At 46.8% G+C, this 14,804-nt stretch carries 9 protein-coding genes; 6 read left to right on the plus strand and 3 right to left on the minus strand.

The genetic code is table 11. The features are described 5' to 3' along the window. Positions 1-401 precede the first annotated feature (401 nt). Both MHB46_RS25105 and MHB46_RS25110 read left to right on the plus strand, forming a co-directional pair. Positions 402-1,004 carry an ANTAR domain-containing response regulator gene (locus MHB46_RS25105; RefSeq protein WP_061828979.1) on the plus strand — a complete coding sequence of 201 codons (603 nt, stop codon included), beginning with the start codon at positions 402-404 and terminating at the stop codon, positions 1,002-1,004. 19 nt (positions 1,005-1,023) lie between these two features. Next, positions 1,024-2,097, plus strand: a complete 1,074-nt coding sequence (locus MHB46_RS25110) for an anthranilate phosphoribosyltransferase (RefSeq protein WP_341163853.1) — start codon at positions 1,024-1,026, stop codon at positions 2,095-2,097. Between the two features lie 123 nt (positions 2,098-2,220). Here MHB46_RS25110 and nasC read toward each other — a convergent pair whose 3' ends face one another. Both nasC and nirB read right to left on the minus strand, forming a co-directional pair. Further along, positions 2,221-4,401 (minus strand): assimilatory nitrate reductase catalytic subunit NasC, encoded by a 2,181-nt coding sequence (gene nasC, locus MHB46_RS25115; RefSeq protein WP_341163854.1) that lies wholly within the window; start codon positions 4,399-4,401, stop codon positions 2,221-2,223. An 83-nt stretch (positions 4,402-4,484) separates the two neighbouring features. Then, on the minus strand, positions 4,485-6,659 hold the full coding sequence (gene nirB, locus MHB46_RS25120; protein WP_341163855.1) for a nitrite reductase large subunit NirB: 2,175 nt from the start codon (positions 6,657-6,659) through the stop codon (positions 4,485-4,487). Between the two features lie 418 nt (positions 6,660-7,077). Between nirB and MHB46_RS25125 the strand changes: the two genes are divergently transcribed. The 4 genes from MHB46_RS25125 (at position 7,078) to MHB46_RS25140 (ending at position 13,565) form a co-directional block, all read left to right on the plus strand. Then, positions 7,078-8,319 carry a nitrate/nitrite transporter gene (locus MHB46_RS25125; protein WP_341163856.1) on the plus strand — a complete coding sequence of 414 codons (1,242 nt, stop codon included), beginning with the start codon at positions 7,078-7,080 and terminating at the stop codon, positions 8,317-8,319. A gap of 379 nt (positions 8,320-8,698) precedes the next feature. Then, a complete protein-coding gene (locus tag MHB46_RS25130; protein WP_165177433.1) occupies positions 8,699-10,417 on the plus strand; it encodes an NAD-dependent malic enzyme in 1,719 nt (572 codons plus the stop codon). Between the two features lie 99 nt (positions 10,418-10,516). Then, on the plus strand, positions 10,517-11,476 hold the full coding sequence (locus MHB46_RS25135) for an AEC family transporter (protein ID WP_341163857.1): 960 nt from the start codon (positions 10,517-10,519) through the stop codon (positions 11,474-11,476). Between the two features lie 325 nt (positions 11,477-11,801). Next, the gene (locus MHB46_RS25140; RefSeq protein WP_165177437.1) at positions 11,802-13,565 is read left to right on the plus strand and encodes a methyl-accepting chemotaxis protein; all 1,764 of its coding nucleotides are present in this window, start codon (positions 11,802-11,804) and stop codon (positions 13,563-13,565) included. Positions 13,566-13,661: 96 nt separating this feature from the next. Here MHB46_RS25140 and MHB46_RS25145 read toward each other — a convergent pair whose 3' ends face one another. Beyond that, entirely contained in the window at positions 13,662-14,714 is a 1,053-nt protein-coding gene (locus MHB46_RS25145) for a glycoside hydrolase family 53 protein (RefSeq protein ID WP_341163858.1), read from the minus strand. Positions 14,715-14,804 lie beyond the last annotated feature (90 nt).

Genomic DNA, 14,804 nt, shown 5'->3' on the forward strand with positions numbered 1-14,804 from the left:
TGCTTCACATATGGGGATTCAAAATATCCCTCACATGAGAAAACAGGCTCCATTGCCGTTTCATCGAATACGCCGTTGTATCCATCAGAGTATGGAATTAAAAAGTACTGTAGCTAATATATAATGGTTCAAATGATATGTCAACATTCCTTACGCAATATCTTATAAAAAATTATATTTTATCACCATGTAACATATCTATGACGTATAAAATATCACTCTCCTACAAAATTAGGATTGATTTTCAGACCAAAACACGCCAAAATGGTTTAAAAGTCCGTTTTAATTTGATGATGGTGAAAAAAATAAGCAAACAGATAAAATTTCATGTCATATTTGTTATCAATGAATACCATCCCCATCCCTAACTACCCTTCATGTTACAGAGAGGAGGAGCCCGCTTGCGTTCCTTGTTGGTAATTCACTTACATTCTGACCATGTATCTGAGCAGACACACGCCGTTTCCTCATGGCAGGCAGGACCTGAGTACCTTTTAGAGTCCAACGGATACCTAACTCTGCCCTGCCGCAATGAATCCGAAATCAAACAGCTAATCCTTAATGCAGATGCGGCGGTACTAAACATACCTGTCGGCACTATCAGCATATGGAGTGACAGGCTGGAGCAAGCCAAAGCGGTCCCATTGCTCTGGTGGTGCAGCGCAGAATCAGCGCTATCATCGACAGAGGCTTGTGAAGCTGATGTCACTGTCGATGGCATTCTAACCCCTTCAATGGCAGCCCATGAGCTGAATTGGGCTCTTCATTTTAGTGCCAAACGCTTTTTTGAACGCCAGCATTGGCAAAGTGAACGCAAGCAACTGACCGCTCGACTGGAAGAACGCAAATGGATTGATATGGCCAAAGGAATACTGGGGGAAGTAAACGGCATCCCGGAAGCGGAAGCATACGATGTGCTACGCAAAAAAGCAATGAACGAACGCAAACGTATCGTTGATGTGGCCATCTCCATCGTCAAAGCACAGCAAATGCTAAAAGCATAAATCTGAAAGGGGCCTGAACATGAATATCATTGAAATATTAAAAGAAGTGGGTCGCGGCAAAAGAGGCGCCCGAGATCTGAATTATGCCGAAGCCGAAGCTGCTGCCGAGCTTATTATGACCCAGTCGGCAACCCCTGCTCAAATTGGAGCTTTCTTTGCCGCGGAGCGCATTAAAATGGAGAGCGTTGCCGAGCTGGAAGCATTCGTAAACGTTTGCCGTAAATATACCCATCGCTTCCCGATGCAGGAAGGTATTGATTTTGCCGGTCCGTACGATGGCAGGAAGTCATCGTTTATCGCCACCTTCGCAACAGCCTTCGTACTCGCCTCATGCGGAATACCTGTAACGATGCATGGCAGCGCACCTCTCCCTCCCAAATGGGGGGTTACGCTACCGCTTTTACTGCAGGAAATGGGGGTTACGTCCGGGAACATGACACGCGAAACCGCCATTCATGCCGCGAAGCTGGCTGGTGTACTATTCATAGCCTCCGAACAGTGGTGCGCGCCCCTGCGAGATCTGCGGTCCATTCGCGAAGAGCTGGGGCTTCGCACGGTGCTGAATACTGCCGAGAAACTGGTTGATTACGGTTCATCCCCCTATATTGTATTCGGCGTTTTCCACAATACTGTGTTCGAGAAGACGGCGAAACTCATGCAAAATCTCAATTACCGCAGGGCTCTGATCGTCCAGGGGAGCGAAGGATCCGAGGACCTGTTCATCGATCGGCCGACCCGGACTTACCTGCTTGCTAACGGCGAGGTGTCACTACAGGTTATTGATCCAGAAATGTACGGGCTGGATTCGGTGGTACCAGAGCATAACTGGACCCCCGCTGGACAGCTGCGCATTACGGAGGAAGTGCTACAAGGTACAGCTTCTATAGCCTTTTCGAATCAAGTGTTACTCAACAGTGCGGTCCGACTGTTCGTTGCAGGACGAGTCGACTCCATAGAGGAAGGTTTGTATACCTGCAAACCGCTGCTAGAAAACGGGGACGCCTGGAATTTGTATAAACAATGGCGGGAAGCTATGCTCAGAACAGAAATAAAAACGGGAGCAAACATATCCGAAACCCGATTGCAATTATAATATCGGCCTCACGCAGTCTGTGATTGCAGGCCATTAACTGTCCAACCCAAAAAGGCCAGCCCTCATTCATACAATGAGGGCTGGTCTTTTATGCAAAGAAAAAGTCACTTACTTCGTCCTGCTCTAGAACTCAGACCATTCCCCATTATCTGCACTTGTTGCAACTGCAGCCAGATGAAGGGGACGAATACGTACAGCTGCCGTTTTGAAGCCAGGCATCCGGCAGAACGGATCAAGATCGGGTCGGGTCGCCCGATTTACATTTTGTATCCCACCCCAATGCATGGGTACGAAAAGCGTGTCTTCGCGGATATGTGGTTTGATTCGGCTGCGGACAGTGAAGTTGCCGCGCTGTGATGCTATTTCTACCCACTCCCCGTCCCTGATATGCCAGCGTCTCGCTGTCCGCGGATGAATTTCCACATAATTTTCAATCTCTCGCGCGGCCAGCGACGGACTTCTGCGCGTTTGTGCACCGGTCAAATAATGAGCCAGTACACGGCCGTTCGTCAAAATAAGCGGGTACTCCTCTGATATCTCCTCTCCTGCTCCACAGCTTTCAACCACCGTAAAAACAGCCTTTTGATCGGAATGGGCAAAGGTTTCCCGAAACATCATATCCATACCGGCTCTGTCCGTAGACGGGCATGGCCAATATACTCCTTCTTCACGACGCAGCCTGTCATATGTGATCCCATAATAATCGGCAGGACCGCCCCGGCTGGCGAGCCGCAGTTCTTCAAAGATATGCTCAGCATCCCTGTAAGAGAAATAGGTGCCCTTGTTTAGCTTTGCAGCCAACTGACACAAAATGTTCCAGTCATCTCTAGCCTCGCCCGGTGCGGGCCTCGCCGCTTCCCGTAACAGAACGCGGCCCTCCAGATTGGTCATCGTCCCCGTATTCTCCAAATAAGACGTCACAGGTAAAACAACGTCGGCCATCCGCGCGGTTTCAGTGAGAAACATATCCGCCACAACCAGCAGATTCAGCTTTTTGAGGGCTTCCTCCACCAGCCGGACATTCGGGTTAGATACAACAGGATTAGAGCCCATCACGAACAGAGCTTGGATTTCTCGCTGATGAACAAGCTCCATCATTTCATATGCGGACACCCCTTTTCCCGGCAAACTGCTTGGTTCAACTCCCCACACGGACGCCACATAGAATCGATCTTCTTCATTCTCAATCGATCTGTAGCCAGGAAGCTGGTCAGCCTTTTGGCCGTGCTCTCTCCCCCCTTGCCCGTTTCCTTGTCCTGTGATAGCCCCATAACCACATCCTTCCCTTCCTATCTTGCCAGTGGCCAGCACCAGATTAAGAAATGCACGCACCGCCATATGTCCATCTGTCTGCTGTTCGACACCTCTGGCCGTAAAAACGATGCCAGTCTCCACACTACCAAAGGCACGTGCTGCCTGCCGGATCATTTCTACCTCAATTCCGCACAACGCAGCTGATTCGCTCAGATCCACACCCTTCAAATGAATCAACAGCTGGTCATAGCCGTTGGTCCGCTTGCGGATAAACTCTTCATTCGCAAATCCTTCATCCACGATGACCTTTAGCATGGCATTGGCCAGCACAGCATCCGTACCCGGCTTGATTTGCAGGTGCAAATCGGCGGCCGCCGCCGTTGGTGTCGCGCGCGGGTCAATCACGATGATAAACGCGCCGTTTTCCTTCGCCTCGTGAAAATAAGGCATTAACGTCGGCTGGCATTCAGCGATATTTGTACCTGCGAGTACAATACAACGAGCTAATGGAATATCAGCCAATCTGCAGGTCAGTCCGCGATCAACGCCAAACACTTTACTGCCAGCGGATGCCGCTGCCGACATGCAGAAGCGCCCGTTATAATCGATATATCGCGTACCTACAGCCACTCTTGCAAATTTACCGAGTAAATAGGCCGTTTCATTGGAGAGTGAACCTCCACCGTAAATTCCGATTGCATCGGCACCCTGTGTGGACAGTAGCGTAGAGAAACTGCTACCTATAGTATCCAATGCCTCCTCCCACTTGACGGGAACAAGTTTGCCCTCTTTGCGTATGAGAGGCTGTACCAGCCTTTCCGCATGAGTCGCATGCTGATGCGCATTCATTCCCTTGATGCACAGCCTACCCTGCGAGGCTGCATTAGGCTTCCCTTCCGCCTTATACACTGTACGGATGATACCCGCGAGTGTCTCTGTACCCGTGCTAACGGTCATCTTACATTGCACGCTGCAAAACGGGCACTGCGTATCCATTACTGACGATACATGTAGCCCAGCTTCCGGTTTGCTTTCTCCTGACTGACACATCAAAGTCACCTCCCCTTCGCCATTTTTCGTAATTTTATTGTCTGCACACGCTAGATATATCGCCACAACTCCAACTCAACCCGTCATCCTGTCAGCATTGTGGTCCGTAGGCTGCCTGCCAGTTCACTTCGAAGAGCAGTATCAAGCACACTTTCCCGTAGTGCCATAACACCAGTCCTTTCAATCCACTCCCACATTTTCTCCCCGTACCGGGCACTATGTCGGTATATTCGCAAGCAAACTGCAGCCAGCAGGACTGCTTCTGTCGGGTCCTCCTCCAATCCAAGCAGCTGCCCCTGGCGAACCGGATGCTCAGCATGACCACCGGCATAAACCTCCCAGCCTGCTGGAGATCGGGATATTCCAATATCGTGGACAAGTACACCTCCGGGATACTCCGATCCTGGACAAACAGTAACTGTAACCAACGAGGGCAATGCGAGACTTCCCCATAAAGTTGCCAACCGCTCTCTTAGCCAGGCTACTTCTACAAATGCCTGATCCATCAGGTCCGACTTAACAAAAGCCTGATTCTCGGCATTTAGGTTCGTAAAGCGCAGACCCGCAGAGGGCGCTTCTCCTCCGCACTGCGCGGCGACCTGAACCGCAACGCCAGCGCCTAATGGATTTGTCGCAGATCTGTCTCGCAACCCGAGAGATTCCAAATAATAAAGTACAGCCGGACGACATAATTCACACCCCTGCTGTCTGGTCCAACCGAGACGGGACACTACTTCCTTTGGTGTCTGACAGGCTGCGTCCACCATAGCTGTCTTAAGCGAATCATGATCGTAGTGCGTACATCCACACACAGGGACAACTTCTTGGGCGGTCGGAGTAACTACAGGCCCGGAAACTGTCGATCGGGACAAACTATTTTTGACCAGTGCAGCCACCAGCGGCCGACAGCCCCCACAGGAACCAGATGCTTTGGTCCGGCTTTTCACTTCTTCCACCGTCTTCAGCTTATCCGTAGCAATCGCTCGCAAAATAGCCCCCTTACTTACGCCGTTGCATGCACATACCGTCTCCTCTTCCGGCAGTGCGGCTACCGCATCCTCTGCTCTGCTCTCGCTGTTATCCTGGGATGCAAGCTCTGTAGCCGACGCGCCGCGCCGTACCATACCGAGCAGGGAGTTACTTTCCGCCGTATCTCCGAATAAAATGGCACCAGTGACAGCACCGGCATGCATCATCACTTTTTTGTAAACCTCCTGCATCCCGTTATACTCCATGACCGCTATCTCGCTTCCCTCTTCGCGAATGTCTCCTACGGAAAACAGATGAATCCCTGCTACCTTGAGCTGCGCATACGGAACCGTCCCTTCATAGGGAGCCGTTTCACGACCACAAATAACTTTTGCCAGCACTTTGCCCTGCTCATATAGCGGCGCCACTAGCCCGTATGAAATCCCGCGATGCTCAGCACATTCGCCGACGGCATAAATACCGGGAATACTCGTGCGCATATAATCATCCACGACAATGGCACGGTTTACGGTCAGACCGCTGTCCTGAGCTAATTCGATATTCGGTCGGATACCAACCGCCAGCACAACCAAATCCGTTTCCAACCTGTTCCCGTCCGCAAATATCAATCCTTGCGCCCTGTTTCGGCCTATGATGTTGACCGTTTCCTTCGCCAAATGAAACCTCATGCCCTGTTGTTCCAGCTTTCGCTGCAGAAGCACAGCCGCCGTCCGATCAAGCTGACGGTTCATAAGATACTGCGCATTATGAACAACCTCAGTTTCCATCCCTAGATTCAACAGGCCTTGAGCGGCTTCAAGTCCTAACAGCCCCCCTCCGATAACTGTGGCCTTACGGTATGTTTTGGCATATCTTGCCATGGTTTCACAATCATTCACATCACGAAAAGCGATTACCCCCTGTTTTCGAGCTCCGGGAATGGGCGGCATGAAAGGCAATGAGCCCGTTGCCAATATGAGTATGTCATAAGGTTCTTTGATGCCGGATTCCGTTTCCACCATCCCGGCTGCAACATCAATACGACAGACGCGTTCACCCGCGTACAACTTTACCCCGTTCTCTTCATACCAGTCCCAGTCATGGGTAACGATGTGCTTAAATGAGCTCTCCTCCTGAAGCATTTTGGACAGGAGCACTCGGTTGTACCCGGGACGGGGCTCTGCACCAAATATCGTGATTTGGAACCGCTCTGGCTCCAGATCAAGTATTTCCTCCACACATTTAATGCCTGCCATACCGTTGCCGACGACGACCAGTTTTTTCATCATATTAAACCAGCCCCATTCTCCGAATAAAATAAGACAGAAAAAGCCCTTCTCCATTCAATGGAAAAGGGCACCGTTGCCGTAAATGTCAGCACATCGTTGTGCCGATATGTATCTAAGATTACTGAATTGTGAATGTCATGTCAATATTTAATACATGAAAGCTATATTTTCACCTTATATTTAATTTTTTTACGATTTTGTGTTATGTATATTGACATAAAACAGATCCTTTTTTATAATTTGATTAAAATCACTCCAACGTGATCATACCAAGTCGACTCACAATGAGGTGTGTCAACCACGGCAATGAGGCCGCAAACCGTTTCCTAGATACCATGTAGGGGCGATTTGCGGCTTTTTCATGTTCAAATTACATTTTTCAGACAAAGAACAACAATGAGAACAGGAGAGATGGAGAATGAACAAAAAAAGTTTCTGGAAAAGCGGACACAAGCCCACCCTATTTGGCTCCTTTCTGTATTTTGATATCAGTTTTATGATCTGGGGAATGATCGGCCCATTGGCCGTTGTAATTGCTAATGATTATCCAATGGACCCTGTACAAAAAGCCAATCTTGTCGCCCTACCTATACTTGGTGGTTCCCTGCTGCGGCTCGTGCTCGGATTCATGTCGGATTATATCGGTCCGAAGCTCACGGGACAGATTGGTATGCTTGTCACGATAATCCCTCTCTTGCTCGGCTGGCTGTGGGTTGATTCGCTAGAGCACATGTACGTTGTTGCCCTGCTCCTGGGCGTAGCCGGAGCATCATTTGCAGCTGCGCTGCCGTTGGCCAGTCAATGGTACCCCAAAGAGCATCAAGGCTTGGCTATGGGAATTGCCGGTGCCGGGAATAGCGGTACCGTCCTTGCGACATTGTTCGCCAACCGCATTGCTCAACATTTTGGTAGTTGGGAAGCCGTTTTCGGATTGGCCATCCTCCCCATCTTAACCGTCTTCGTTCTGTTCAGTATTTTTGCCCGCAACAGCCCTCACCGCCCAGCACCAAAAAGTCTGTCGCATTATGCTTCGGTGCTCAAACAGAGGGATGCCTGGGTATTCTGTGCCTTTTACTGCGTGACGTTTGGCGGATTCGTTGGCCTTTCTAATTATTTGACTATTTTCTTCAATACCCAATATGGCCTCTCCGCGGTACATGCCGCCGATTTTGCGACCATTTGTGTGATTGCCGGAAGCTTCTTTCGTCCTGTAGGTGGCTTTTTGTCTGATCGGATTGGTGGTTCACGCATGTTAATGTACTTGTATGCGGGAGCCGGGATTATGCTCGCCGGCATTGCGTTTTTACCGCCACTTGCCGTGGTAGTTGTGCTGCTGTTCGTAGGCATGATGTGCCTTGGCGCTGGCAACGGCTCCGTATTCCAGCTCGTTCCGCAGCGGTTCGGCAACGAAATCGGGCTCATGACCGGTATCGTCGGCGCTGCTGGTGGCATAGGCGGGTACTTCCTTCCCCTTATACTGGGTCATCTGTACAAATCAACGGGTTCCTATATGCCGGGCTTCATCTCTCTGAGCCTAATCACGTTCTGTGCCTTTACCCTCGTCATCATAATGCAATTGAAATGGCGTAACAGCTGGATGCGACGCTCTGCTACAGTTACTGATGAAGCCGTCAAGCGCATCGGAGAATTAAATGCCTGATGTTCATTAAACATAGAGCTGCGAAGCATTGAATTGTCCCTCAGCCATCCCTATAGCCAAAAAAATAGCTTAACTTCGTTTATATAAAATGAAGTTAAGCTATTTTTCATGCACACTCAATCGAATCGCACCTATAAAAACTATGATAATTATCATATCAGATCAATATTTTCCGAAAATATTATGAAAATTAAATGAAATTTTCTTTCGAAAAACATTGAAATTCGCTTTCATTTTCATAATTTTTCTTATGTAAACACTTATATAACCATTTTTCACACAACATACTTGTTCACTTGGTTTAAAATAAGGCGTATACTTGTTCACGAATTGTTCAAGGATTAACAAAATGTAATTTTTTAGAAAGAAGGAATTGAAAATGCGTGCTTTTCATTTTACGGAAGACGGATCTATCGAAACTAAATTAACCGGAAAAGATCTACTTGCCAACCCCCTGCTAAATAAAGGAGTGGCTTTTACCCTGGAAGAACGGAAACAGCTTGGACTTGATGGTCTCCTTCCTCCTACGATATTAACTATTGAGGAGCAGGTTCAGCGGGTTTACGAGCAATTTCAGAGCCAACCGGATAATTTGCGTAAAAATGTTGCGTTAAATGATCTTTTTAATCGGAATACCGTTCTTTATTATCGTTTGCTCTCTGAGCACCTAAGCGAAATGCTCCCGATTGTTTATACACCAACAGTAGGCCAGGCTATACAGGAATACAGTCATGAATATCACAAGCCTGGTGGTATGTATTTATCTATCGATAATCTTGCGGGTATTGGAGAGGCTTTTAAGAATTTGAACCTAGACCCTGATGATATCGACCTGATCGTAGCCACAGATTCCGAGAGTATTTTGGGAATCGGGGACTGGGGAGTCGGAGGTATTAATATCTCTATTGGTAAGCTTGCTGTGTATACAGCTGCTGCTGGTATAGATCCTAGCCGGGTGCTGGCAGTTGTTCTTGATGCAGGTACAAACAACGAGAAGCTATTGGAAGATCCTTTATACATGGGGAATCGTCATAAACGTGTACGTGGAGAACAATATGACCAATTTATTGACACTTATGTTCAAGCTGCACTTTCCTTTTTCCCGAATGCCCTGCTGCACTGGGAAGATCTGGGCAATGTCAACGCACGGAACATTATCAATAAATACGGTAATAGTATTCTGACTTTCAATGACGATATTCAAGGTACTGGAGCGGTTACGCTCGCGGGTGTGATGTCTGGTGTTCAATTGTCCGGAATCCCACTGAGCAAGCATCGGGTGCTAGTCTTTGGTCCAGGAGCTGCCGGAATCGGCAATGCAGACCAAATTAGCGCCGCCATGATGCTGGAAGGACTGTCAGAAGCAGAAGCAAGACGTAACTTCTGGGCTTATGATTACCGCGGCCTGCTCACCAACGAAACAGAAGGACTTTTTCCATTCCAGGTCCCTTATGTGCGTGATGTTGCAGAATGCCGTGACTGGGAACATGCTGAGGATGGCAAAATCCCTTTGCTTGAAGTCATTCGCCGCGTGAAACCGACGATTATGATCGGTACTTCCGGTGTTACTGGGGCATTTAGTGAGGAAATCGTTAAAGAAATGGCCAAACATACAGAACGTCCTATTATTATGCCTATGTCCAACCCGACTCCACTGGCAGAAGCAACTCCGCAAGATTTGATCCACTGGACCGAAGGAAAAGCCCTCATTGCAACAGGAAGTCCTTTTGAGCCAGTGATCTATAACAATATTAAGTTTGAAATTGGGCAATCCAACAATGCTTTCGTATTCCCGGGTCTGGGTCTCGGCGCAATCGTGGTAAAATCCAAAATTATAACAGATAGCATGTTTGCAGCAGCTGCCCATGCAGTAGCTCAAATGGTTGATTTGTCGCAGCCTGGTGCTTCCCTGCTGCCAAAAATCAACGAGCTACGAGAAGTATCTGAAGCGGTAGCCGTGGCTGTAGCTAAGGCAGCAGTTCAGGATGGAGTAGCGCGTCATCAACCGGACGATATCGCACAAGCAGTTCGAGATGCGATGTGGGACTGCAAATATAAACCCATCAAACAATATGGTCAGGAAACGGTTCTGGTTTAAAAAATAGCGAACAACATCAAATGTGTACTTGCATATGCAAAGTGATTATTTAACTGATGTCCGCCATTTTTGGCGGACATCTTCATTGGAGGCGACATCATGGCTACAGGTCATATTTTTATTATCTTAATTCCTATTTTCTTTGTCATTTTAATTGGTTATTTCGCAGGATTGTTTAAGGCCTTTAACCCTGCTTCTTCTAAGGGATTAAATACACTCGTGACGAAGTTTGCTCTACCTGCACACTTGTTTATTGGTATTACGACGACACCCAGAGAGACGTTGATTCAAAAGTGGCCCTTTCTTGTGGCTTTGCTACTTGGTGTAATCGGCTTTTATATTGTATTGCTCATTGTTTATCGCTTAATTGCCAAAAAAGGCCTGACTGAATCCTCCATGTTCGCATTGAATTCGACACAGCCTTCTTTTGCATTCATGGGAATTCCGGTTCTGGGCAGCTTGTTCGGAAGTGCGGCAGTCGCCATCCCGATTGCGATTACTGGGATCGTCGTTAATGCCATTCTTGATCCGCTTGCAAGTATTTTGGGAACGGTCGGTCAGCGCAAAACAACAGAATCCGACGGCACTAAAGGCAACTTATTTAAAGTCACTATGAAATCAGTCCTTCATGGACTCAGCGAGCCGCTTGCCTGCGTACCCTTGTTTGGTGTCGTATTGACTCTATGTGGATTCCACGCTCCGAAACTTTTGCAATCCATGTTTGATCAAATCGGCAATATTACTGCTGGTACAGCCCTATTTGCCATCGGGGTAACCATTGGTATCAAAAAGATTACGTTCAGTCCAAAAGCACTTAGCATCGCTGTGCTGAAAGCCATCGTGATGCCTATGGTTATGCTCGGTATTGCTGTTCTGATAGGACTATCCCATGAAGATGTAACCAAGGCCGTATTGCTTGTCGCTTTTCCCGGCTCGGCTGTGGCCGCTATGATTGCTACCCGTTATGAAACACTGGAAACGGAAGCTGCATCTGCATTTGTTATTAGCTCAGTCTTATCGCTCATTTCACTACCCTTACTCATTTCACTTCTTTTATAGGGACAGAAACTTAAGAACCCTCAATGCAATCCAGGTATTTATAGGTATAAAGTATACCCGTTTGCTCTCATTTATCTTATTTTTTAAATATTGTTTGAACAATAAAGTGATTTAGTAAGAATTGAGTTGGAAAAACAACATAAAATCCAGTTTTGCCGACAAGCGGCGGTCCCATCGTTTCATTTACTAGGGGCCGCCGTTCTTTTTGAATAACCTTCTACTCTCCCTTTTAATAAATACCTAACATTTAGAAAGCAAATTGTCGAAATATATATGGGGTAGGTTGTATATGAAACTAAAATGCTAATTCAAAGGAGAAGAAAACGTGAAAAACTTGAAGTGGAGAACTATGTCCTTTTTTGGTAAAAATCTATTAATCTCTTTTCTTAACATCGTATTAATAGGTGCTATTCTCATCACATCCAGCTATATACTTCAAAAGAACATTCTCACCACGCAGCTGCAAGACCAAGTTAAAGTATTGACTAAAAAATGGGCAGAAGATGTTGACAAAACAAAAGTACAACAAGCATTAAGCGAAAAAGATTATAACGGTTCTGCTCAACAGGATTTACGCAAATTCCTAGATTCTATCCACACATTTTATCCTAATGTTGCCCAAGCTTACATATTTGGCACAGAACTAGCAGAAGGAAATCAAACCTCCATTATTGGCGTTCCTACAAATTTAGTCCAAGCTTTCCAAGACTCAAAGATGAACATTGGGGATATGTATACTCTTCCAGACGAAAATGTACAAGGTGTAAATAAAATGCTTCAATCTAAAGACTCAGCGTTTAGCAGCTTTTATACTGACGATTTTGGCACATGGACGACCATTGTTTACCCAATTACAGATGAAAGCGGTAAAATCACAAGTGCGATATACTTTGACGTAGACGCGAGCTCTGTACCTAACGGACTTCATAAATTGCTTGTATATGGTGTTTCATTGCTCATTCTGTTCCTTGCGATCTTCTTAACGGTCCAATATTTACTGGTAAAACGTACCCTCTCCCCAATTCGTAGCCTGATGAAGGGCATTGAAGAAGTCAGCGAGGGGAATCTGAATGTAAAAATCAAGACAGGTGAGGACGACCTTGGCATTATCAATCAAAAATTTAATTCTATGATCAAACGCCTTAACGATACCATGGTGAAAGTACAGGATACGACGCAAGAAGTTACGGGATCTGCCCAGGAATTGTTAAGCATTAGCGAGAAAAACAGTACGAATACGAACGTCATTAACAGCAATATTCAGGAAATAACCCAGGGGCTTGAAGCTCAGGATCACGCAGCACTTGAAAGCTCCAGAGCTATGAATGAAATGTCGACAGTTATCCAAACGATTGCCGAAAGCTCCTCTTCCGTAGCCGATCAAGCTTATTCTATGGAAAAACGCTCCGTTGAAGGCAATCAGGTAGCCCAAAAGCTTTCCGCTCAAATGGACTCCATCTCCACTACAATGGAAAGTACAGCTGATTCCGTTAATGCGCTGCAGAACCGTTCTAACGAAATCAGCAATATCGTCAGCATCATTACAGGCATTGCCAGTCAAACGAATCTGCTTGCACTGAACGCTTCTATTGAAGCTGCCAGAGTCGGTGAAGAGGGCAAAGGTTTTGCAGTCGTAGCGGGAGAGGTGCGTAATTTGGCTGAACAGTCTCAAGAGTCTGCCAAACAAATTGCAGAGCTTATTGAAGAAATCCAAAAAGAAATTGAGCAGACTGTAAAAGGCATCAGCCTTGGTACAAAAGAAGTTCACATTGGGCTAGAAGTTACGAAGCAAACAGGCGAAATGTTCTCTGAAATTTTAGATGCGTCTAATAAAGTGTCGTCACAAATTCAAGAGGTATCCAGCGCAACGGAGCAGATTTCAGCCAGCACGCAGGAAATGTCAGCTACCTCTGACGAGCTCTCTTCGACAGTTAGCAAAACAGTCGACAGCAGCAAACAAATCGAGCATACCATTGGAGAACAGGCTGAGTCTATGGCTTCTATTGTCCAAGCTTCTGACAAGCTTACATTGATGTCCGGGGAGCTGGAAGAGCTCATTTCGTTCTTCAAGGTGAACCGGGAAGCCTAATTTTATAACCTCCAAGTAACTCAAGATAACAATAAAGAACCTCTAGTCTGCATAGAATGCGAACTAGAGGTTCTTTGATATACTCTTACGTACTTCTTAATTTATAAATCCTTCCAAAGCTGAGGTTGGCTTACCGTCAGCCTGCCAAGCACCTTTGTTATAACCTTGATTATAACCTGGGGTTGCAGCCGGCTCCCAATAAAATACCCCTGTTCCCTTGCCGCCTCCAATGTTCCGAACCTTTGTTTTGATTGCAGAAATAAATGCCTTGGAAGCTGCAGGTTCGTTATATTCCATCCCGATTTCACTGATGACAATGCCTTTACCGTATTTGGCAATTAGGTTATTGGCATTGGTAATCGTCTGATCCACCTTGCCCTGCCAGTCAGTAGGAGACGGATACAAAGACAGCCCGATGAGGTCAAACTGAGCTCCATTATCAATCAGTCCGCCGATATTCCAGTTCAACATGGAACCGTTATCCCCGTTGGCTAAATGTACGATCGTTTTGGTACTGCTGCTTACCGATTTTACAGCATTATTACCTGTATTGACGAGCCAGGCATAGTTTTTCATGTTCACCGAAGCTTTGCCGTCTTCCCAGAGCATTCCATTGTTCGTCTCATTACCGATCTGCACCCAGTCCGGTGTTACCCCCTTGCTTTTCATCGTGTTCATAATATAGACCGTATGAGACCAGACTGCATCCATGAGTTGTGTAAATGTGAAATTGCGCCACGCATAAGGTTTGTTCTGTTGCCCTGGATCTGCCCAGGAATCACTATAATGTAGAGTCAGCATAACGCTCATACCCAATTTTTTAGCTCGCTGCGCCAGTTCTGCTGCCTTTTCGGCATTCATGTATCCGCTTGCATAATCTTTCATGTCAGGGTTTACCCACACACGGATACGTACCGAGTTGATCTGATAGTCATCTCGCAAAATTTGCAGTATATCTCGACGAACACCCTTTTTATCCTTCCAAGTCATACCTTGCGCTTCCATTCCTGCTACCCAGCTTATATCTGCTCCTTTGGCGAAAGCAGGGGCGGCCGAAGCCGCACCCAACCCTACAGAGCCGAACGGATACAATAAGCTGGATAGCAAGATCAACATCGCAAATATCATCGTGCGGTTACCTGTTTTCATAAGTCATCTCCCATCCGAATTGTATACTTCTCATTGCCTCTGACCAATCTACCAGTTCCCTCACTCGGGAAAACGACAGAGATCACACTT

This window comes from Paenibacillus sp. FSL H7-0703, assembly GCF_038003485.1.
Taxonomy (GTDB): domain Bacteria; phylum Bacillota; class Bacilli; order Paenibacillales; family Paenibacillaceae; genus Paenibacillus; species Paenibacillus polymyxa_B.